Source organism: Metabacillus halosaccharovorans, assembly GCF_002019635.1.
Lineage (GTDB): Bacteria > Bacillota > Bacilli > Bacillales > Bacillaceae > Metabacillus > Metabacillus halosaccharovorans.
The window spans coordinates 1,142,269-1,163,806 of sequence record NZ_KV917371.1 but is presented as its reverse complement, the minus strand read 5'-3'; the positions used below and the strand labels follow the sequence as shown (position 1 = coordinate 1,163,806).

At 39.6% G+C, this 21,538-nt stretch carries 24 protein-coding genes; 20 read left to right on the top strand and 4 right to left on the bottom strand.

All coding sequences use genetic code 11. The features are described from left to right. Positions 1–44 precede the first annotated feature (44 nt). The 10 genes from BK577_RS05410 to BK577_RS05365 all read left to right on the top strand — a co-directional run bounded on the left by BK577_RS05410 (position 45) and on the right by BK577_RS05365 (position 7,714). Entirely contained in the window at positions 45–266 is a 222-nt protein-coding gene (locus BK577_RS05410) for an AtpZ/AtpI family protein (protein ID WP_026563107.1), read from the top strand. Between the two features lie 7 nt (positions 267–273). Further along, the gene (locus BK577_RS05405) at positions 274–642 is read left to right on the top strand and encodes an ATP synthase subunit I (RefSeq protein WP_026563108.1); all 369 of its coding nucleotides are present in this window, start codon (positions 274–276) and stop codon (positions 640–642) included. Positions 643–664: 22 nt separating this feature from the next. Further along, on the top strand, positions 665–1,399 hold the full coding sequence (gene atpB / locus BK577_RS05400; protein ID WP_026563109.1) for a F0F1 ATP synthase subunit A: 735 nt from the start codon (positions 665–667) through the stop codon (positions 1,397–1,399). 77 nt (positions 1,400–1,476) lie between these two features. Then, complete coding sequence (gene atpE / locus BK577_RS05395; protein WP_026563110.1) at positions 1,477–1,689, top strand: F0F1 ATP synthase subunit C; 213 nt, start codon at positions 1,477–1,479, stop codon at positions 1,687–1,689. 338 nt (positions 1,690–2,027) lie between these two features. Beyond that, positions 2,028–2,549, top strand: a complete 522-nt coding sequence (gene atpF, locus BK577_RS05390) for a F0F1 ATP synthase subunit B (RefSeq protein WP_078431995.1) — start codon at positions 2,028–2,030, stop codon at positions 2,547–2,549. After that, entirely contained in the window at positions 2,546–3,091 is a 546-nt protein-coding gene (locus tag BK577_RS05385) for a F0F1 ATP synthase subunit delta (RefSeq protein WP_078431994.1), read from the top strand. The genes atpF and BK577_RS05385 overlap by 4 nt, the downstream gene beginning before the upstream one ends. Positions 3,092–3,106: 15 nt before the next feature. After that, positions 3,107–4,618 (top strand): F0F1 ATP synthase subunit alpha, encoded by a 1,512-nt coding sequence (atpA, locus tag BK577_RS05380; RefSeq protein WP_078431993.1) that lies wholly within the window; start codon positions 3,107–3,109, stop codon positions 4,616–4,618. A 168-nt stretch (positions 4,619–4,786) separates the two neighbouring features. Continuing rightward, the gene (locus BK577_RS05375; RefSeq protein WP_026563114.1) at positions 4,787–5,644 is read left to right on the top strand and encodes a F0F1 ATP synthase subunit gamma; all 858 of its coding nucleotides are present in this window, start codon (positions 4,787–4,789) and stop codon (positions 5,642–5,644) included. Positions 5,645–5,874: 230 nt separating this feature from the next. After that, positions 5,875–7,293 carry a F0F1 ATP synthase subunit beta gene (atpD, locus tag BK577_RS05370; RefSeq protein ID WP_026563115.1) on the top strand — a complete coding sequence of 473 codons (1,419 nt, stop codon included), beginning with the start codon at positions 5,875–5,877 and terminating at the stop codon, positions 7,291–7,293. Positions 7,294–7,318: 25 nt separating this feature from the next. After that, the gene (locus tag BK577_RS05365; RefSeq protein ID WP_078431992.1) at positions 7,319–7,714 is read left to right on the top strand and encodes a F0F1 ATP synthase subunit epsilon; all 396 of its coding nucleotides are present in this window, start codon (positions 7,319–7,321) and stop codon (positions 7,712–7,714) included. A 33-nt stretch (positions 7,715–7,747) separates the two neighbouring features. Here BK577_RS05365 and BK577_RS05360 read toward each other — a convergent pair whose 3' ends face one another. Then, entirely contained in the window at positions 7,748–8,245 is a 498-nt protein-coding gene (locus BK577_RS05360) for a hypothetical protein (protein ID WP_078431991.1), read from the bottom strand. Between the two features lie 468 nt (positions 8,246–8,713). On the opposite strand from BK577_RS05360, the gene BK577_RS05355 reads away from it, so the two are divergent. From BK577_RS05355 to spoIID, 4 genes are all read left to right on the top strand, one after another. Continuing rightward, the gene (locus tag BK577_RS05355) at positions 8,714–8,944 is read left to right on the top strand and encodes a DUF1146 family protein (protein WP_078431990.1); all 231 of its coding nucleotides are present in this window, start codon (positions 8,714–8,716) and stop codon (positions 8,942–8,944) included. A 175-nt stretch (positions 8,945–9,119) separates the two neighbouring features. Next, positions 9,120–9,848, top strand: coding sequence for a YwmB family TATA-box binding protein (locus tag BK577_RS05350; RefSeq protein ID WP_078431989.1), 729 nt, complete (start codon positions 9,120–9,122; stop codon positions 9,846–9,848). 32 nt (positions 9,849–9,880) lie between these two features. Next, a complete protein-coding gene (gene murA, locus BK577_RS05345) occupies positions 9,881–11,188 on the top strand; it encodes a UDP-N-acetylglucosamine 1-carboxyvinyltransferase (RefSeq protein WP_078431988.1) in 1,308 nt (435 codons plus the stop codon). Between the two features lie 399 nt (positions 11,189–11,587). Beyond that, the gene (gene spoIID / locus BK577_RS05340; protein ID WP_078431987.1) at positions 11,588–12,607 is read left to right on the top strand and encodes a stage II sporulation protein D; all 1,020 of its coding nucleotides are present in this window, start codon (positions 11,588–11,590) and stop codon (positions 12,605–12,607) included. Between the two features lie 118 nt (positions 12,608–12,725). On the opposite strand, the gene BK577_RS05335 is transcribed toward spoIID, so the two are convergent. Continuing rightward, positions 12,726–13,094: a VanZ family protein gene (locus BK577_RS05335; RefSeq protein ID WP_078431986.1), complete on the bottom strand. Its 369-nt coding sequence runs from the start codon at positions 13,092–13,094 to the stop codon at positions 12,726–12,728. Between the two features lie 156 nt (positions 13,095–13,250). Here BK577_RS05335 and spoIIQ point away from each other — a divergent pair, with 156 nt between their 5' ends. Further along, complete coding sequence (gene spoIIQ, locus BK577_RS05330; RefSeq protein ID WP_078431985.1) at positions 13,251–14,138, top strand: stage II sporulation protein SpoIIQ; 888 nt, start codon at positions 13,251–13,253, stop codon at positions 14,136–14,138. 111 nt (positions 14,139–14,249) lie between these two features. On the opposite strand, the gene BK577_RS05325 is transcribed toward spoIIQ, so the two are convergent. Beyond that, positions 14,250–14,666, bottom strand: a complete 417-nt coding sequence (locus BK577_RS05325; protein ID WP_169908113.1) for a VanZ family protein — start codon at positions 14,664–14,666, stop codon at positions 14,250–14,252. Between the two features lie 222 nt (positions 14,667–14,888). Here BK577_RS05325 and BK577_RS05320 point away from each other — a divergent pair, with 222 nt between their 5' ends. From BK577_RS05320 to BK577_RS05310, 3 genes are all read left to right on the top strand, one after another. Next, complete coding sequence (locus BK577_RS05320) at positions 14,889–15,071, top strand: hypothetical protein (RefSeq protein WP_026563124.1); 183 nt, start codon at positions 14,889–14,891, stop codon at positions 15,069–15,071. Between the two features lie 36 nt (positions 15,072–15,107). Then, the gene (locus BK577_RS05315) at positions 15,108–15,410 is read left to right on the top strand and encodes a DUF4212 domain-containing protein (protein ID WP_078431983.1); all 303 of its coding nucleotides are present in this window, start codon (positions 15,108–15,110) and stop codon (positions 15,408–15,410) included. Positions 15,411–15,521: 111 nt separating this feature from the next. Continuing rightward, entirely contained in the window at positions 15,522–17,174 is a 1,653-nt protein-coding gene (locus BK577_RS05310; protein WP_078431982.1) for a sodium:solute symporter family protein, read from the top strand. A 41-nt stretch (positions 17,175–17,215) separates the two neighbouring features. On the opposite strand, the gene BK577_RS05305 is transcribed toward BK577_RS05310, so the two are convergent. Beyond that, on the bottom strand, positions 17,216–18,124 hold the full coding sequence (locus BK577_RS05305) for a helix-turn-helix domain-containing protein (RefSeq protein ID WP_078431981.1): 909 nt from the start codon (positions 18,122–18,124) through the stop codon (positions 17,216–17,218). A 209-nt stretch (positions 18,125–18,333) separates the two neighbouring features. Here BK577_RS05305 and BK577_RS05300 point away from each other — a divergent pair, with 209 nt between their 5' ends. Both BK577_RS05300 and BK577_RS05295 read left to right on the top strand, forming a co-directional pair. Continuing rightward, positions 18,334–20,289: a glycoside hydrolase family 127 protein gene (locus BK577_RS05300; RefSeq protein ID WP_078433471.1), complete on the top strand. Its 1,956-nt coding sequence runs from the start codon at positions 18,334–18,336 to the stop codon at positions 20,287–20,289. Between the two features lie 140 nt (positions 20,290–20,429). Then, on the top strand, positions 20,430–21,491 hold the full coding sequence (locus BK577_RS05295) for a LacI family DNA-binding transcriptional regulator (RefSeq protein WP_078431980.1): 1,062 nt from the start codon (positions 20,430–20,432) through the stop codon (positions 21,489–21,491). The last annotated feature ends 47 nt before the right edge of the window (positions 21,492–21,538 follow it).

The window sequence follows — 21,538 nt, the reverse complement described above, 5'->3', positions numbered from 1 at the left end:
TACCCCCTAAATCCGTTAATAAATCAAGATAGAGGATTTATAAAATGCGACAAAAAAAACGCCATCCACTTCATGCGATGGGCCTCATGTCAGCTATCCTTTCCCAATTAGTTGGCTCTATTTTAATAGGTGTATTTACTGGGAAATGGATTGACAATTATTTAAAAACAGAGCCTCTGTTTTTGATCTTAGGCCTTCTGCTAGGACTAGCTGCTGGAGTTTACGCCATGCTGAAATTAGTCCACCACTATTTCTCAGGAGATTAACTATTTCATGTCTGATATGCAACTGATGTTTCAAAGATACCGTAAATACATATTTTTTCTACTTGCCCTTTATGTTTTAGGGTGGGGGTTCACGAAGTATCAGTCAGTATTTCTAGGTTTACTTCTTGGGACATGCATAACTTTGTACAACCTGTGGATCATGGTAAGAAAGCACAAACAATTTGGACGCGCATTAGATGAAGGGCGGAAGGCGGGCTCATTGGGAACAACGTCCAGAATGGCAGCCGCCGGTGTAGCAGTATTTTTCGCACTAAAGTTTCCAGAGTATTTTGATTTAATTAGTGTCATTATTGGATTAATGACGATGTACATCGTTATTATGATAGATTTTGTTATTCAACATTCACGCGCTTAGTTTAGGAAGAGAGGTGAATCTATTGGGTCACGGAGCTCCTGTGAGGGAATTTTTAGGTCTTACTTTTAATTTATCAAATGTATTAATGATTACGATTGCTAGTTTAATCGTTTTTATCATCGCCTTTGCTGCAACACGTAAATTAGCGATGAAGCCGACAGGTATGCAGAATTTCATTGAATGGGTTGTTGATTTTGTCAAAAACATTATCGGCAGCACAATGGACTGGCAAACAGGCGGACGTTTTTTAACGCTGGGTATAACACTCCTAATGTATGTGTTTGTGTCAAACATGCTGGGATTACCTTTTGCCATCGTTGTTGGACATGATTTATGGTGGAAATCACCAACTGCAGATCCTGCAATTACATTAACACTTGCTATTTTAGTAGTAGCGTTAACACACTACTATGGAATCAAGATGAAGGGTGCATCTGAATATGGTAAGGACTTTTTCAAGCCGATGCCATTCATGTTTCCACTTAAGATAATTGAAGAATTTGCGAACACATTAACGCTTGGTCTTCGTCTTTACGGGAATATTTTTGCAGGTGAAATTCTTCTGGGCTTGCTTGTTAGCCTTGGAACAAGCGGTTATGCTGAAAGTTTTGGAAGCGGAATTCTCGGTTCGATTGTCGCAGCAATTCCAATGTTGGCATGGCAAGGATTTAGTATCTTTGTTGGTGCAATCCAAGCATTTATCTTCACTATGTTAACGATGGTGTATATGGCACACAAAGTGAGCCATGACCATTAATCAATATATGTTCAGTTCACTTGAACTAAAACAAAAGGAATACTATTTTTCATACATTTAAAGGAGGAAATTTAACAATGGGTTTATTAGCAGCTGCAATTGCAATTGGTTTAGCGGCACTAGGTGCTGGTATTGGTAACGGTCTTATCGTATCTCGTACAGTAGAGGGAATTGCGCGTCAACCTGAAGCGCAAGGTAAATTACAAACTACTATGTTCATCGGGGTAGCATTAGTTGAGGCGATTCCAATCATCGCGGTAGTTATCGCATTCATCGTAATGGGATCATAATTCGATAAAATAAACATGTTTTCATATGGCGAAGATCATTCAAACCGAACCTTCGCCATTGCTTTATGCAAAGATATTTACACAAATTGATGAAAATGGTTTGCTTTATTACTATGTAAAGAATAATAGGGTTTCGAGGAACGAGTAGTTCAAGGAAGCGACTGAGGAAGCACCGACTACCACAGGATGTGGTGACTTAGGCGTTTCGCACAGCCTAAGAACCTTATTGTGTGTACGTGAGGATGCTGACGAAGGAGCTGACGCAGAAATACGAAGTTCATCGGAAGCCGTGAACTACTTACCCATCATGGAACTCTTGAAGGGAGTGAAACCGAGCTATGTTAACTTTTGATCTTGCTGTAGGTGCGGCAACAGGCGGCCTTAACACAGGTGATATCGTATTCCAACTTATCATGTTCTTAATTCTTCTTGCATTGCTAGGTAAGTATGCATTTGGACCAGTTATGAACATGATGAAGCAACGTGAGGAACATATTGCTAATGAAATTAATAGTTCTGAAGAAAGAAATAAAGAAGCACAAAAGCTGGTAGAAGAACAGCGCGAATTATTAAAACAAGCGCGTCAAGAAGCTCAGGCTCTTGTAGAAAATGCGAAAAAGCTTGGTGAGCAACAGAAAGAAGATATCATCCAGGCAGCTCGTTCTGAAGCTGGTCGCTTGAAAGATTCAGCATTAAAAGAAATCGAGCAGGAAAAAGATCAGGCTGTTGCAGCATTACGCGAGCAGGTTGCATCATTATCCGTATTAATTGCTTCTAAAGTAATCGAAAAAGAGTTGAATGAACAAGAGCAAGAGAAATTGATCAATGACTACATTAATGAGGTAGGCGAAGGTCGATGAGCAAAGGAATCGTTGCAAAACGTTATGCAGTAGCTCTTTTTCAACTTGCAAAGGAACAAAATGTAATCGATCAAATCGAAAATGAATTACTTGTTGTAAAAGAAGTTTTTACAACGAATCAAGAACTTATAAATGTATTTAACCATCCAAAAGTTACAAATGAAGCAAAGAAATCAATAATCAAGGAAGCATTCTCAGGCCTGTCACAGCAGGTAGTGAATACATTGTACCTTTTAGTTGATCGTCATCGCGTGGATGTTGTAACTGAAATCGTTGATTACTTTGTACAAAGTGCAAATGAAGCCCGTGGAACAGAGGATGCGATTGTTTATTCCGTTCGCCCACTTTCAGATAGTGAATTATCTGCCATTTCCGTTTCATTCGCGAAAAAGATTGGCAAGACTTCACTTCGTTTGCAAAACGTTGTTGATTCCAAGCTAATCGGAGGCGTAAAACTTCGTATTGGTAATCGCATTTATGATGGTAGTATTAGCGGTAAGCTTGAACGTATAGAGCGACAATTAGTCGCAAACAGATCGTAGATAGGGGTGAAACTCATGAGCATCAAAGCTGAAGAAATTAGTGCGCTTATAAAAAAGCAAATCGAAAACTATCAGTCTGATATAAAAGTAAGCGATGTTGGTACTGTTATCCAAGTTGGGGATGGTATCGCTCGTGCTCATGGCCTCGACAATGTCATGGCTGGTGAGCTTGTAGAATTCGCAAACGGCGTTATGGGTATGGCTCAGAACCTTGAGGAAAATAACGTTGGTATTATTATTTTAGGACCTTTCACAGATATCCGTGAAGGTGATGAAGTTCGTCGTACAGGACGTATCATGGAGGTTCCTGTAGGTGAAGCATTAATCGGTCGTGTTGTTAACTCATTAGGACAACCAGTTGATGGTTTAGGTCCAATTGAAACAACAAAAACTCGTCCAATTGAAGCTCAGGCACCTGGTGTTATGGATCGTAAATCAGTTCATGAACCACTTCAAACAGGTATTAAAGCGATTGACGCTCTTGTACCAATCGGACGTGGTCAACGTGAGTTAATCATCGGTGACCGTCAAACAGGTAAAACATCTGTTGCAATTGATACAATCTTGAACCAAAAAGATCAAGATATGGTTTGTATCTATGTGGCAATTGGTCAAAAAGAATCAACAGTTCGTGGTGTTGTTGAAACATTACGTAAACACGGTGCATTAGATTACACAATCGTTGTAACAGCTTCTGCATCACAACCAGCTCCAATGTTATTCTTGGCTCCTTATGCTGGGGTAACAATGGGTGAAGAGTTCATGTACAATGGCAAGCACGTTCTTGTCGTATATGATGATTTAACAAAACAAGCTTCGGCATACCGTGAGCTTTCATTATTACTTCGTCGTCCTCCAGGCCGTGAAGCATACCCTGGTGACGTTTTCTACTTGCATTCTCGCTTACTTGAGCGTGCTGCAAAATTAAGTGATGCAAAAGGTGCAGGTTCTCTAACTGCATTACCATTTATCGAGACACAAGCAGGTGACGTTTCGGCTTATATCCCGACAAACGTTATCTCAATTACTGATGGACAAATCTTCCTTCAGTCTGACCTCTTCTTCTCTGGTGTACGTCCAGCGATCAACGCAGGTTTATCTGTATCTCGTGTTGGTGGTTCAGCACAAATCAAAGCAATGAAAAAGGTTGCGGGTACATTACGTCTTGACCTTGCTTCATACCGTGAGCTTGAAGCATTTGCTCAATTCGGTTCTGACCTTGATAAAGCAACACAAGCAAAACTAAACCGTGGTGCACGTACTGTTGAAGTACTTAAACAAGGTTTAAACAAACCATTAAAAGTTGAAAAGCAAGTTATGATTCTTTATGCATTAACTCGTGGATTCTTAGATGATATCCCTGTAGAAGATATCAATCGTTTTGAAGATGAGTTCCATGCTTATACAGAACAAAATCATAAAGATGTCTTAGAAGAAATCCGTACAACTGGCGGACTTCCGAAAGATGAAGCAATAATTGCAGCGATCGAAGGATTCAAAAAGACTTTTGCTCCTTCTGAACAATAATTTATATGAGTGAAGGCTCTCTGAGCTTTCACTCAGCATGTTATAGATGATTTTTTAGAAAAACTTGGCTTGTCGCCAAGCTAATGGCGAAAGCCTTAGTTTTTCTTATACTATCATCCATGAAAATTTTATTCCTTGCGATAGTATATATAAAGGTGGTGAGAACCTTTGGCATCATTACGCGACATAAAATCAAGAATCACTTCTACTAAGAAGACAAGTCAGATTACAAAAGCGATGGAGATGGTTTCAGCTGCAAAGCTTAACCGTGCAGAAAATAATGCGAAAGCATTTGGACCTTATATGGAAAAAATCCAGGAGGTTGTTGCAAGCATCGCGAACGGTAGCACAGACGTAAGTCATCCTATGTTAGAGAGCAGACCTGTTAAGAAAACGGGATACTTGGTCATCACGTCAGATCGTGGATTAGCAGGAGCATTTAACAGTAGTGTTTTACGTGCTGTATACCAAACAATTCAAAAACGTCACAAGTCGAATGATGAATTTGTGATCATTGCAATCGGTAAAATGGGCCGTGATTTCTTTAAAAAGCGTGGAATGAACGTGATTTCAGAAATTACTGGTATCGGTGACGAAACATCTTTTGCTAGCATTAAGGACATTGCAAGTGGTGCAGTAAACATGTTTGCAGACGGATCTTATGATGAGCTATATTTGTACTACAACCACTTCGTTAGTGCGATTCAACAAGATGTTACAGAGAAGAAGCTTCTTCCTCTTTCCGGTATTTCTTCAAGCAAAGGTTTAACTTCTTATGAATTTGAACCAAACCAAGAAGAAATCCTTGAAGTGCTGTTACCACAATATGCTGAAAGTCTCATCTACGGAGCACTACTTGATAGTAAGGCTTCTGAGCACGCAGCTCGTATGACAGCAATGAAAAATGCAACTGATAATGCAAAAGAACTTATTAATGGACTTACTTTGACATACAACCGTGCGCGTCAAGCTGCGATCACTCAGGAAATCACAGAGATCGTTGGTGGAGCGGCAGCATTGGAATAGTAACGTATAATCAGATGCTTGAAAAATAGTGTCTGTGTCTAGCTCCAGGCGCCATCGGCGAAGCACAGGATGTGCGAGTGCAGTCAGTGCGACAGGACGTCGCGTTTTTGACTGTCTCGAGCTATAAGTCAAATAGGAATTGAAGGTAAAGAACACCTTCTATTCCTATTCGCCTTATGCTTGTCGCCGATTAGCGGCGCCTTACGCATTTCATGATAGGAGGGAAAACGATGAATAAAGGACGCATTACTCAAATTTTGGGTCCGGTTGTTGACGTAAAGTTCGAGAGCGGTCAACTTCCAGACATTTATAATGCCCTTACAATTAAAACAGAAGCGAATGAAAATGAAGTCGCGATCGACCTTACTTTAGAAGTTGCCCTGCATTTAGGTGATGATACAGTTCGTACAGTTGCGATGTCTACAACTGATGGACTTGTTCGTGGAGTAGAGGTTACTGACACAGGTGCACCTATTTCGGTTCCTGTTGGTGATGTAACATTAGGTCGTGTATTTAACGTATTAGGTGAAAATATTGACTTAGATCAACCGATTGCAGCAGATGCTCGTCGTGATCCTATTCATAGAGCAGCTCCTAAATTTGATCAACTATCAACAGAGGTTGAAATTCTTGAAACTGGAATTAAAGTAGTAGACTTACTTGCTCCTTATATCAAGGGTGGTAAAATCGGTCTATTCGGTGGTGCCGGTGTAGGTAAAACTGTATTAATCCAGGAATTAATCAATAACATCGCACAAGAGCACGGCGGTATCTCAGTATTCGCCGGTGTAGGTGAGCGTACTCGTGAAGGAAATGACCTTTACCACGAGATGACTGACTCTGGTGTTATTAAGAAAACTGCGATGGTATTCGGTCAGATGAATGAGCCGCCTGGTGCGCGTATGCGTGTTGCACTAACTGGTCTTACAATGGCTGAATTCTTCCGTGATGATCAAGGACAAGACGTTCTTTTCTTCATGGATAACATCTTCCGTTTCACACAAGCAGGTTCAGAGGTTTCCGCCCTACTTGGTCGTATGCCATCTGCCGTTGGTTACCAACCAACTCTTGCAACTGAAATGGGTCAATTACAAGAGCGTATCACATCTACTAACGTAGGTTCTGTTACATCTATCCAAGCAATTTACGTTCCAGCCGATGACTATACGGATCCGGCTCCTGCAACGACTTTCGCTCACTTAGATGCAACAACAAACTTAGAGCGTAAATTATCTGAAATGGGTATTTACCCTGCGGTGGATCCTCTTGCTTCAACTTCACGTGCATTGTCACCTGAAATCGTTGGAGATGAGCACTACGCTGTAGCTCGTCAAGTACAACAAACTTTACAACGTTATAAAGAGCTTCAAGATATCATTGCAATCCTAGGTATGGATGAGCTTTCTGAAGAAGATAAATTAACAGTTGCACGTGCTCGTCGTGTTCAATTCTTCTTATCTCAAAACTTCCACGTTGCTGAACAGTTTACTGGCCAAGCTGGTTCTTATGTTCCTGTTAAAGAAACAGTTCGTGGATTCAAAGAGATTCTTGAAGGTAAGTATGACCACCTACCAGAGGATGCGTTCCGTCTAGTTGGACGTATTGAAGAAGTTATTGAAAGTGCAAAACAAATGGGTGTAGAAGCCTAATCTTGGGACCTAGGAGGGTATGAGTATGAAGACAGTATTAGTTAATGTCGTTACTCCCGATGGCCCAGTTTACGATGCAGACGTAGAGATGGTGAGTGTAAAAGCTCAAAGTGGTGAACTTGGTATTTTACCAGGACATATTCCAATGGTTGCTCCACTTCAAATTGGAGCAGTTCGCCTCAAGAAAGGGAGCAGCACTGAATTAGTTGCAGTAACTGGCGGTTTTATCGAAGTCCGACCTGATAAGGTAACAATTTTAGCTCAAGCAGCTGAAACTGTGGAGTCAATTGATGTAAACCGTGCACAAGCAGCTAAGAAACGTGCTGAAGAGCGTCTTAATCAAAAAACAGAAGATATCGATTTCAAACGAGCTGAATTAGCACTTAAACGTGCAATCAACCGTTTAGATGTAACGAGATAACAAAAAAGGATGGTGCCCTTAGCACCATCCTTTTTATATACATCGTTTTTTCATCCGCTCATAACGTCTTAATAATTCCTGCTTCCCTGCATCTTTATTCATTAAATAAAACTGATGAAATAAGTTCTGAAAATATTGATTATAACGGCCGTAACGGATTCCCATAACATATTTATCATCACCATAAGCATAAGCCTCTACAAGCCATTCTGCTTTGTTAGGATGCTGTTTAACTAATACATCACACATATAGATACCCATGCTTGTCTCGAACTCTTCAATCGTCACCTGTAAATCAAAGAAACTATTATTCTGGAATAATGAAAAATACAAATGTTCCAATGCAAAAAGACTGTTCTTTGAATAATCTAGTGTGACTTGGTATTCACTCGCAATTTCCATTAATAGGTGAAGATGTTCTTGACGAAATTCATAATAAAATGCTTGCGCTGCGTAAATATTATCAAAAGAAGGTAATTGTTTTGCATATTCCAATATTGCATCATATTGATGATCAAAATTAAGTTGCATCTAACTCCCCCTTTTTCATAGGTTGTTCTCGTAAAAGTTGTTGCTCATGAATACTATTTTGACTCTATAGTGGAATGGAGCGCAATAAAACGAACAAATTTCACCTTGAAAGTATACCACACAAATCACAAATGAAAATCTGTAACAATTATTTCATAAATGAGGAATATAGTGGGTATCTTCCCGTAGTAAAATAAATATTGTGTGTCCTTTGTAAAAAACAAAGGCACCATTCATTAAATTTTTGTTAAAAACAAAAATCAATCATGTAACAGGAATTTCCCTATATAATAGTCAAGGGTATATACCGAAGAAACTAAGTCAAAAAGACACGGAAATATTTTCATTCTCAAATAGGAAAATATGAGGTTGTTTTTTGGCTTAAATCAGGTAAGATTGAGATTGCTGTGTGTCTTTAAAATAAGCATTATTCTCAGAGGATTATGAGGATAAGTGGAGGGGTGAAGTATGCCCGATTATGGACAACTGGCCTTAATCAGTATGATCGTGCACCTAGCCTTCATCAGTGTAACGTGGTGGGCCTTACAAGCACTAAATATTGATAAATGGATAAAAGCGGGCAAAGTGATTCAAGCAAGAGTACTTCTCATATTGTTAACTATCGCTATTGGATCTATTGTAAGTAATTTTTTCCTGGATTATTTATTATGGTCACAACAACTTCCAACACTATTCTAACAAGGGGTTTACCACTTTTTAAAATAGGGAATGTATGGTTACATATGCGTAGATGTACATGTATGTTTGGGATAACAAAGAATGATTTCCATCTTGTCTAATATTGACGAGTTTTTCCACGTATGGACACTGATAATCCGGTAACAATGTTACTAAGGAGAGGAAGTGACCGTATATGAGAAATAAAGGGATAGGAATTATGGTTCTAACGTTATCAATTATCTTCAGTTTGGTAGCCAATCATATAGTAGCGCTAGAGAATCAGTCAAAATTATCAACAATTGCAGAACGAATGGAAAACGAAGATGTAGAGATTTCAAAATGGTCTTTATATTCAAAAAAGTTTGTCGAAAATAAATCTATACAAGAATTGAAACAAATGACGAAGCAATATCGTCAATATACTTGGACGTATAAACATGAAGACGACGTGTTTAAAGCGATCGGTGTTTATGAAAATAAAGAAAAAAATATAACGGAAAAACTCCAGTTTCTCGCCACCCACACAAATGATCAAGAACAATCGTATATCCTTTATGAGGTCTTAGGTGTAGGTACTAATCGCAATTGGAATGATATGGATAAATTCTTTACTCAAAGATCATTCGACATTTTCCATGAAAATCCTACAATATATGCTTGTATCGAAGGCATAGTAGGTGATAAGATGGAAGAAGTTTTGAATGAGACAATGGTTGAATTACTAACAGTATTCAACGCAAAACCGATTGAAGAGCTCACGGAACAAGATTTTCTTTCGGTATCAGCTAAGACCTCACTTTGGGAAGATTATATTCCAACAAAAGAAGATAAGATGAACATTCAAATTGCATTAAGATCTGACGGAATGGGCGATAAAACTACGGTCGTTATAGGAACACCAATCATTACGTCTGAATATTAATATAGAGAAATTGGGACGCGGAGGGGAATAATTTGGAAAAAATCATCGTCCGCGGCGGTCGTAGGTTAAACGGCACTGTAAAAGTTGAAGGAGCAAAAAATGCCGTTCTACCAGTTATCGCTGCATCTTTATTAGCAAGTGAAGAAAAAAGTATAATCAGTGATGTACCTACGCTCTCCGATGTGTATACAATTAATGAAGTTCTTCGCCATCTAGGCGCGGATGTACATTTTGAAAATAATCAAGTGATTGTAGATGCATCAAAAGAGCTAAAAACAGAAGCACCATTTGAATATGTAAGAAAAATGCGCGCATCTGTTTTAGTTATGGGAGCTTTATTAGCTCGTAATGGTCATGCACGTGTTGCATTACCAGGTGGCTGTGCAATTGGCTCACGTCCAATTGACCAACACTTAAAAGGTTTTGAAGCAATGGGAGCTTCTATTAAAGTTGGTAACGGCTTTATTGAAGCAGAAGTTAATGGAAGACTAAAGGGAGCAAAAGTATATTTAGACTTCCCAAGCGTTGGCGCAACAGAAAACATTATTATGGCAGCAGCTCTTGCTGACGGAACAACTGTCCTTGAAAATGTAGCGAAAGAACCTGAAATTGTGGATCTGGCTAATTATATCAATGCCATGGGTGGAAAAATCCGTGGAGCTGGTACAGGAACAATCCGTATTGAAGGTGTGGAAAAATTAACAGGTGCACACCACACAATCATTCCTGACCGCATTGAAGCAGGTACATTTATGGTCGCTGCAGCGATAACTGGTGGAAATGTCCTTGTCAAAGGAGCCGTTCCTGAGCATTTAACATCATTAGTAGCAAAAATGGAAGAAATGGGCGTAAAAATCGTCGAAGAAAAAGATGGTTTACGTGTCATCGGACCGGAAAAACTGAAGTCTGTCGACATCAAAACAATGCCACACCCAGGATTCCCAACAGACATGCAATCACAAATGATGGCATTGCTATTATGTGCAAACGGAACAAGTATGATCACAGAAACAGTTTTCGAAAACCGCTTCATGCATGTTGAAGAATTCCGTCGCATGAATGGAGATATTAAAATTGAAGGACGATCTGTTATCATCAACGGACCTGTCAAGCTGCAAGGTGCAGAAGTAGCAGCAACAGACCTACGTGCAGGCGCAGCACTCATCCTGGCAGGACTATGTGCAGAAGGCCACACTCGTGTTACTGAACTTAAGCATTTAGACCGTGGTTATGTAGCATTCCATGAAAAACTTGCAGGCATCGGCGCAGACATCGAACGTGTAAAAGAAGAAATTACAACATTTACGTCTGATCAGCAGCAAGCTGCCGTATCAGATTAATATGCCTTTATAAAAGAAGCAGAAGTCTAAAATGGCGATCTGCTTCTTTTATTTTTTTACGACTTTACTATAGTGCCTATTTTTGAAGAAGTTTATACATAGATTAGGTGGTTTTTTCCATTACAGCACTGGAATTAGGGCGATTTTAAGAATCATTCGATGATTCGACCAACTTTTTGGATGATTACGCTAACAATTTAAGTTTTTCAACCACAATACAAAGGAATTCGACCAATCTTCTAATTGAATACGCTTACAATAGAAAAGATTCTACCAACCCTTGTCCATCCCCACTAAAATAGTACATTGTCCACATTTTTTTCAGTCATAATTGCTTGTCCACGGCCATAAGATGAACTATAGACATACTACTCATCCTAAACCAATTGGAGGCCGAACATGAAACCAGTTAAACCAATTCTCTTCGCATTTGGAGGATTATTTATCATTATACTCCTCATTCCGACACTACTCGTTACACCATTTATGGAGCAGTCAAAGGGAAAATTGGGGGAAGAATTAACCGTCGCAAAATCGGAGGTTCCAGTGCTTGCTGAGTCACCATTAGATGTACCTGTATACCGAAGCCAAACAAAACAAATCGAATCCATTCCTCTGGAAGAGTACGTGATAGGTGTTGTTGCATCTGAAATGCCTGCGGAGTTTGAAACAGAAGCATTAAAGGCACAGGCACTAGCAGCAAGAACATATATTACAAAACAACTTATGAATGGACCAATAAGTACTCCTGATGGTGCAGCTGTAACAGATACTCAAATGCATCAGGTATATAAAAATCCGGAAGAGTTAAAAGCCATTTGGGGAGACGAATATGAATCAAAGCTGCAAAAAATCACAGCAGCTGTTGCAGCGACTCAAGGAAAAATCCTTACATATCAAGACCAGCCAATTGATGCATCGTTTTTCTCAACAAGCAATGGATATACAGAAAACTCTGAGGCCTATTGGACAGAAGCAATTCCTTATTTAAAAAGTGTAAAAAGCTCATGGGACAAAAATTCTCCTAAATTTTATGATAAAAAAGTGATCTCGATTAAGGACTTTGAAAGCACATTAGGAGTAAAACTCGATACATCAAGCGGGACAGTTGGAAAAATAACCGAACTAACACCAGGAAAACGCGTCGCTAAGGTTGATATAAATGGAAAGCAGTTTACTGGAAGGCAAATAAGAGAAGAACTAGGTCTAAAATCAAGTGATTTCACATGGGAAATCAAAGGTGACTCAGTTGTTATTGAAACAAAAGGGTTTGGCCATGGAGTTGGAATGAGCCAATACGGGGCAAACTTTATGGCGGAGGATGGTAAAACATATGAAGAAATCATTGCTCATTATTATAATGGAACAAAGGTATCTGAAGCAGAACCATTCTTATCTAAATATACAGCCAAAAATTAAAGGAGCCCGAGGGCTCCTTTTCGGTTTCGCTGATAAATTCTTGATTTCGCTGAAATATCGCTGTATTCGCCGATAAATTATGCTTTTCGCTGATAAATCCCCGAAACCCGCTGATAAATCAATTCGAAAAAAACTTCCGTTTCGCAATCCAATAAGAAACGGCCACACCGATCGTATCTTTAACAAAATCAATCACAGTCGCAGAGCGTGCCGGAACAAAGGATTGATGGATTTCATCTGTTAGCCCGTATGCAATCGAAATAACAGCCGCAATGATACTCGCTTTTTCTGTCCATTTGCCATGTGCCATAAAAGCAAAGGCTATGAACCAATAAAGAATCGCAAATTCAATAAGATGCAGGGATTCCTTCAATAATGCATCAAACGAAAGCTGTGTATCCACAATCGCATCTGCCGGAAAGCTTGATAATGTCCAAATAAAGGCCATATATAGAACAGGCAACAGCGTAAATGCAATTTTTTTCATCTATAAATACTCCTATCTCAACGTTCTAAAAAATTTTTTTAAAATGCCTACATATTATTATAAACATTGCGCAAACTAATTTTAAAAAATTTTTTTTACTGGATGTGTATATAATTCAGATAATCTGTTCAGACTGATTTCTGAGGTGATGATAGAATGAGAGAGGAAGAAAAGAAACGTACTTCTCAAACCAAAGTTCAACAATTTTTCAGAAAACGTTGGGTATTTCCGGCAATTTACCTAATGAGTGCAGCAGTTATCCTTACAGCAGTATTATGGTACCAAAACATCAGCAACAATGTTGCAGAGGATTTGCAAAATAACCAAGATGAAATCGCATTAGATGAGCAGGAAGCAGTTGAAGTAAATGCAACAAAAGAAAACTTCGCAATGCCTGCAGTAGATGCTGAAGCAGTAAACGTTGTGAAAAAGTTTTATGACCCGAATGCAACAACAGAAGAGCAAGAAGCAGCACTTGTATTCTATAACAATACGTATAGAATGAACAAAGGAATCGACATCGCAAGAGAAGATCAAAAGCAATTCGATGTTGTAGCATCACTTAGTGGTACTGTAACAAAAGCTGAAAAAGATCCAATCTTAGGATTTGTTGTAGAAATTGAGCACGAAAACGAAGTCGTAACAGTTTACCAATCATTAGCAGAAGCTAGTGTACAAGCTGGTGACAAAGTTGAGCAAAACGAAGTAATCGGTAAATCTGGTGAAAATCTTTACAATGAAGAAGATGGCAACCATGTTCACTTTGAAATCCGCCAAGCGGGTACAGCTTTAAATCCAGAAAGCTTCATGGGTAAGCCGGTAACATCCATTGAAGAAGCTGCTGAAGAAGAAGCAACAGAAGAAGAAGTAAGTGAAGAAGCTCCAGCTCCTGCAGGTGAAACTGAAGAAGCACCAGCTGAAGAAGAAAAACCAGCTGAAGAAGCTCCAGCAAAAGACACTGAAACACCAAAAGAAGACGCTGACAAATCAGAAAAAGCCCCTGAATCAGACAAAGAAAAAGACGCTGACAAAGGCGCAGAATAAGCCGGGACACAGGGACAGGTTCCTTGTCCCTCCAACGATACGAGGTTGAACTCAAATGACTCAGAGATCAACCTCGATTTTTTATGTAATCAGTAGGCACGACCTTCACCATTAGAACTTGACGATAAGCCACGTTTTTCTAACGAACCAAAACAAGCCAAACCCCAATCCCCCACCACATGTATTTAAGAGCAAATCATCCACATCAAAAGCTCCTACCCGAAACAGAAATTGAGATCCTTCAACAGACAACGACAAGACAAAAGTCCAAAGAACTGCCTTGTAAATTGAGTCGACCATCTTCCAAAAAGTCGGCAGAAAAAAGCCGAACGGAAGAAAAGCCAATATATTTCCGATAAACGGGTCAGTTAGTAAAAAGCCGTCAAAGCTGCGAAAATAGGCGCCAATTGTCCTAAAGGGAACAAGGTTATAAGCAATCTCACCCTCAACAGACTGCCGGTACGCAGAGAAAAACAATAAATATAAAAGCAGTGAAAAATAACTTAGAGAGCAAATATAGAGTAGCAATGTTTTTATCTTCATAATAGGGTAAATATACCAAATTTTACGACGGATGGCGATAGACCGCCAAAAAAGTTGTCGAAGGAAAAATATCCTTAATTTTCAATTTTTTATTGACCAGCTATATCTTTTCCATACATAATAAGACATGTTAAAGCTGTCAGGAGGTGTATTCAGTATATCATAATATGATAACGCTTACAATTATATGAAGGAGGAGAGTCAAATATGATGACATTATTCTTGATGCTTGCTTTAACTCTTTTTAGTCTTATCTTTTGCTTAAGAAAGAAAAAACCTCAGTTTTTACTCATCCCGGTAGTAACACTGCTTATTTACTTCGTTGTCCAAATTGCATTAGTACCTGCACCATTTTTAGAAACAATAAAATTCATCTTCAGTCTGTCTTAAGGTTCCGAGTGATCATTCATTTTCAGGAGGTGCTTTATGAAAAAAATTGATAAAAACGTAGCGGATGCTTATTTTAGAGAACGAACAAGAAACATTGTCATTTACTTAATCATTGGGGCATTATCATCGTTCGGTATTGTCTTATTTGCGGAGTTTTTCAGCGGTTTTACGATTAATGGCTTTCCTTTTCACTATTTTATGGGGGCGCAGGGGGCTGTTGTGGTCTTTATTCTTTTATTATTTATTAACGCAAAAGTCAGTGATTCAATTGATAAAAAATATGGCATTGATGAATCAAAAAATGAACAGCTTAGCGCCGGAAAAACGTTGGATCATTAAAAAACAAAAAATATAGAATGGATATTACATTGATTAAAAGGGGATCAGATAAAGCATTCACTAGCTATTGAGTACATAGGGGAGTGCTCAAGTTAATAAGGGGGATTTTTATTGGACGCTCAATTTCTTGTTTCACTTGCTATTATTTTACTTACCTTTGCCTTGTATATTGGAATTGCGGTTTACAATACAGCGAAGCAAACATCTGACTTTTATGTAGCAGGCCGCGGAGTACCACCGATTTTTAATGGAATGGCCATCGGAGCGGATTGGATGAGTGCAGCCTCATTCATTGGGATGGCTGGTACGATTATGCTGCTTGGATATGATGGACTTGCTTATATTATGGGATGGACAGGTGGATATCTTCTATTAACCTTCCTGCTCGCACCACAGCTTCGTAAGTATGGTCGTTATACTGTACCGGAATTCATTGGAGATCGCTATAACAGTCACACAGCCCGTGTCATTGCGGCTTTATGTACCATTATTATCAGCTTTACCTACTCAATTGGGCAATTATCCGGGTCGGGAGTTGTGATCGGCCGCCTTTTTGAGATTGATGCAAAGCTTGGAACAATGATTGGCGTGGTGCTCATTGCCTTTTACGCAGCATTTGGGGGAATGAAAGGGATAACGTGGACACAGGTTGCGCAATACATTATCCTCATCATCGCTTATTTAATTCCGGTTATTTTCATGTCACTGCAAATTACAGGAAATCCAGCTCCATGGCTTTCGTATGGAAAAATTGTCGAGGAAATGGGGGAGCTTGATCGTCAACTCGGGATCTCTGAATATTTTGCTCCATTTACTAACGGAACGAAATGGCAGTTCCTTGCACTTATGTTTACGTTAATGGCAGGAACAGCTGGTCTTCCACACGTAATTGTTCGTTTTTACACGGTGTCAACAATGAAAGCGGCAAGATGGTCTGGGGCTTGGGCGATTCTGTTTATCGGACTTTTATATTTATCTGCACCAGCATATGCTGCGTTTTCGCGTTTTATTTTAATGACACAGGTTGCCGGACAAAAGCTATCTGAGCTGCCTGCATGGACTGAATCATGGGTAAACACAGGAAAACTGCAAATTGCTGATGGAAACGGTGATGGCATTTTACAATGGAGCGAATTGATGATTTCCAATGATATTGTCGTAATGGCAACACCTGAAATTGCCAATCTTGGAATGTTCGTCATCGGACTTGTTGCCGCAGGGGCAATGGCAGCAGCTCTATCAACAGCCGGCGGCTTAATGATCGCCATATCTTCATCCTTTGCACATGATATTTACTATCGAGTGATGAAGCCAAATGCATCTGAAAAGAACCGCTTAGCCGTTGCTCGCTGGTCAATTGTCATTGCGACTGTATTAGCGGGGTTAATCGCACTAAATCCACCGGGAGCGATCACACAAATCGTCGCTTGGGCTTTTGCGCTGGCATCAGGGACATTCTTCCCGGCACTACTCATCGGAGTATGGTGGAAGCGTTCAAACACTCAAGGCGTCATCTCTGGAATGCTAGTCGGTTTAGCGGTAACACTCATCTACATCTTTGCCTCTAAATACGGCGGTTTCACCATCGCCGGCATTATCGACACAGGCGCAGGTGTATTCGGAGCAGCCGCAGCCATCCTAACCAATATAATCGTCTCACTCTCAACAAAAGCACCATCCATCCAAACACAAGAAGAAGTCCTAAACCTACGCTACCCAGAACAAATGACATACAAAGACGGAGAAGTGTGGATGGACAAATAATGGGTCAGGGGGACAGGTCCCTTGTCCCTTTTTTGTGTGGGTCAAGGTACCTGTCCCCCCGTCCCGCTACCAACGCCACTTCTGTCCCTCCTGTACTGCTTGCGGTAGTTAGCTGGTGATACGCCGTATTTGTTTTTGAAGCATTGGGAGAAGTAGCTTAGGCGTGTGAAGCCGATTTCTTCTGAGATGAGGTGTAGGGGCAGGTCAGTTTTCAATAGATGAAGGCGGGCTTGTTCGATTCGATAGTTAGACAAGTATTCAAGTGGTGTACAGTTAAACGCTACCTTCATGCATCGTGCTAAATAGTTTTCGTGAACATGGAATTGGGCTGCCAAGCTTTTATTTGTAATCGGTTCTTTATAGTTTTGTTTTATGTAGATTTCAATTTGCTCAGCAAGCTTCACATTGCTGCTTTGATTATGTTGATCATTTTCGAGGCATTGCAGCACCTGCATGAAAATTTGCTGTGTTTCCCAAAAAGCCAATGAGCGGATTTTGACGGTTGATTTTAAAAGTAAATCTAACCGATTGAATAGTTCATTTGGGTTTCCCAGTTTTTGATGTTTTGGCAGATGAACCGTGTTGTTATCAGAGTAATAATGTAAAGTTGGAACAGGCTGGTCCGGCTCCAATGGTTTTTGCTCCTTTTGGACACACCATTTATCTTTTGTCTGAAAGTGAAACCAATAAAACACAGTGTCCTCAGTACAGGGCTCCACCGGAAAATGGTGCTTATTAGGTTCCAAAATAAGAACGTCATGTGGCAGCAGCTTCCACTGCTTATTTTCCTCTCCTAAATAAAGGCTTCCTTCCTTCATAATAATCACATCAAAAAATCCCAAGTTATAGCGGTTAGGGTGTCTTTGTCCTTTTTTATAAGTTGTAAGGTTTCCCTCGATAAAGTAAGGAAATGGGGGTGCAAGAAACGATAGAAAGGTAGTTTCTGTCAAGTTGGTCTCCCTCCTTTAGTGTGAAATAGTGTAAATTTACGTTCGAAATCGATATTTCTCTGCCTAAATCCCGGTGCTAAAATAAGTGTTGTAAGCGTTTTAATGCCAGGTTTAACTATATGATAAAGCTTTTCCTATTAGGATGAAAGGTAGTTTCCTAAATAAATAGAATGGATGTAATTTAGAAAGGATTGAGGTGCTTCATGGCAATGAAATCACTGGTAAATATCACAAATCCAGTTAAAAGGGTAGTAGTTGAAGATCAATTTTGGAAAACATATAAACATATTGTGGCAAAAGAAGTTATTCCTTATCAGTGGAAAGCATTAAATGATGAACTACCAGATACTGAACCTAGTCATGCGATTGAAAATTTCCGGATTGCAGCAGGCGAATCAAGCGGTGAGTATTATGGAATGGTTTTTCAGGACAGTGATGTAGCTAAATGGCTGGAAACCGTAGCATACAGCTTACGTGACTTCCCGAATAAGGAATTAGAAGAAAATGCGGATGAAGTCATTGCGTTATTAGGAAGAGCTCAAAGGAAGGATGGCTATTTAAATACCTACTATATGTTAAAAGAACCGAATAACCGCTGGACTAATTTAAGAGACAATCATGAATTATATTGTGCCGGCCATTTCATCGAAGCTGCTGTAGCTTACTATGAATCAACAGGGAAAAAGGAATTTTTGCACATTATGGAAAAGTATGTTGAATTGATTGATTCCGTATTCGGGCTTGAGGATGGAAAAATCAAGGGCTATCCCGGTCACGAGGAAATTGAATTGGCCTTAGTAAGGCTTTTCGATGTAACAACTAATTCAAGACACTTAAAACTTGCCCAATATTTTATTGAACAACGCGGTCAGCGGCCGAATTATTTCTCAGAGGAAATGGAAAAAAGAAAAACAATTGAAACAGCCCAGACCTGGAATGATGATACCCATATAAACTTCGGCTTAGGATATGAATATCAGCAGGCACATAAGCCGGTAAGACAACAAAAAGAGGCAGTTGGTCATGCGGTAAGAGCAATGTATCTATATATCGCCATGGCGGATTTAGCAGCGAAAACAGGTGATCATTCATTAAAGGAAACATGTGACATTCTTTGGGATGATGTGATCAAACATAAAATGTATATTACAGCAGGAATTGGATCTGCAGTAAACGGCGAAGCCTTTACATGCAATCATGATCTGCCGAACGATTCTATGTATTGTGAAACATGTGCATCAGTCGGGCTTGCTTTTTGGGCAAACAGGATGCTGCGTCTTGACCCGAACCGAAAATATGCGGATGTACTTGAGCAGGCGCTTTACAACGGAACATTAAGTGGGATGGACTTAGACGGCAAGCGGTTTTTCTATGTGAATCCTCTTGAAGTAAATTCATTTCAAAAAAACAGGAAGGATCAGGAGCATGTAAAGACTGAACGTCAAAAATGGTTTTTCTGTGCCTGCTGTCCACCTAATTTAGCGCGAATGATTGCTTCTGTTGAAGACAATGTTTATACACAAACAGATGATACCTTATATACACATTTATATATTGCCGGAAACGTTCAAACCGTTTTGTCGGAGCAAAAAGTGGAGCTGACACAAACACATAATTACCCTTGGGAAGGCAATATAGCCTTAACAGTAAATGTAGAGAATTTGGCGGAATTCAAACTTGCCTTACGAATTCCAGGCTGGTGTAAAGCAGCATCAGCGAAAGTAAATGGAGAAACAGTGGCAGTTAACGAATTAGAAAAAGGCTACTTAATCATAGACCGGATCTGGCAAAAAGGTGATACAGTCACACTCGAGCTCGACATGGCGGTGTTGAAAATGCGCAGTAATCCACTTGTATCAATGAATCAAGGTCAAACAGCCTTACAGCGCGGTCCGATTGTGTATTGTATTGAAGAAGTTGATAACGGAGCAAATCTTGCCGGAATACGCCTTTCAAAACAAAGTAACATCACTAGCCAATATGAACCAAATCTATTAAACGGAGTTGTTACACTGAAAGCGGAAGGATATCGAATCGAACCGACCAGTGAGCTTTATCATTCAGAACCGTTGGAAATGCATCCACAAACAATAACAGCGATCCCTTATTACGCATGGTGTAATCGTAAAAAAGGTGAAATGAGAGTCTGGATTTATGAAATGTAAACATCTTGGCGTTTGATTAATCGTTTTATCAAATGCTTTAAGCAAAATGTGAGGGAGAGGTGAGATCCCACAAGGAAGCTCACCACCCGCTTCACTAAAAAAACATCCATACTGATTAATCGTTTAACCTAAAACGAAAGGTGAGATCAAAGATAAATATAAAAGACATAGCAGAAAAAGCGGATGTTTCAATCGCTACAGTATCTAATGTTATCAATAATAGAGGCCGTGTCGGGGAAGAAACGCGTAAAAAGATCATGAATATCATCGAGGAATATAATTATCTGCCAAATGAGCTGGCTAAAAATCTTAAATTAAATAAAACAGATTCTATCGGAGTTATTGTAGAGGATATTTCCGTTTTCAATGCCCCTGAAATCATAAAGGGCATTCATGCAGCAGCGGAAGAAAAGCAGTTATCCATTTTATTGACAAACATGGGGCTGTTCTCAAAGTGCGGGAATGAATTCCCGAGTGTAGATCAATGTAAGGAACTGGCAATGCCTTTGTACAGACAATTAGTAAAAGGCCAAGTGGAGGGGATCATTTATATCGGCGTGCATCCAAGGGATATCACTGGTATTATATCTGATTCGAAAATTCCGATTGTATATACCTACTGTTATACGAGAAACGAACATGATTATACCGTGAATTATGATGATGAAGGTGGTTCCTATCAAATAACGAAATATTTAATCAACAAGGGACACAGTCAAATCGGATTAATTAGCGGATTAATAAATTCAAAGTCATCACATGCACGCTTTCGTGGCTACCAAAAAGCATTAAGCGAGCATCTGCTCATGTTTCATCCCCAATTTGTCAAAACAGGAGATTGGGAATATGAATCAGGCTATCGGATGGCGATAGATCTGATACATCAGGAAACAAAGCCTACTGCGATCATTGCCATGAATGATTTAATGGCAGCAGGGGCCATTCAGGCAATTAAAGAACAAAAGCTTCAAGTACCTGATGATGTATCTGTTATAGGATTTGATAACCGGGAATTAAGCGGCTACCATTCACCGAAATTAACCACAATGTCTTTACCCCTTGAAGAAATGGGGAAGGTGGCCATGAACATTTTACACCAGCTGAAAAATAATCAAAACGTCGTTCAAAAAAAATACCTGTTGGATTGCCATCTTGTTGAAAGAGAGTCCGTGGGACAAAGGGGACAGGTTCCTTGTCCCTGATAAATTACGGGACAAGGAACCTGTCCCCCTGTCCCAAATGTTAAAAG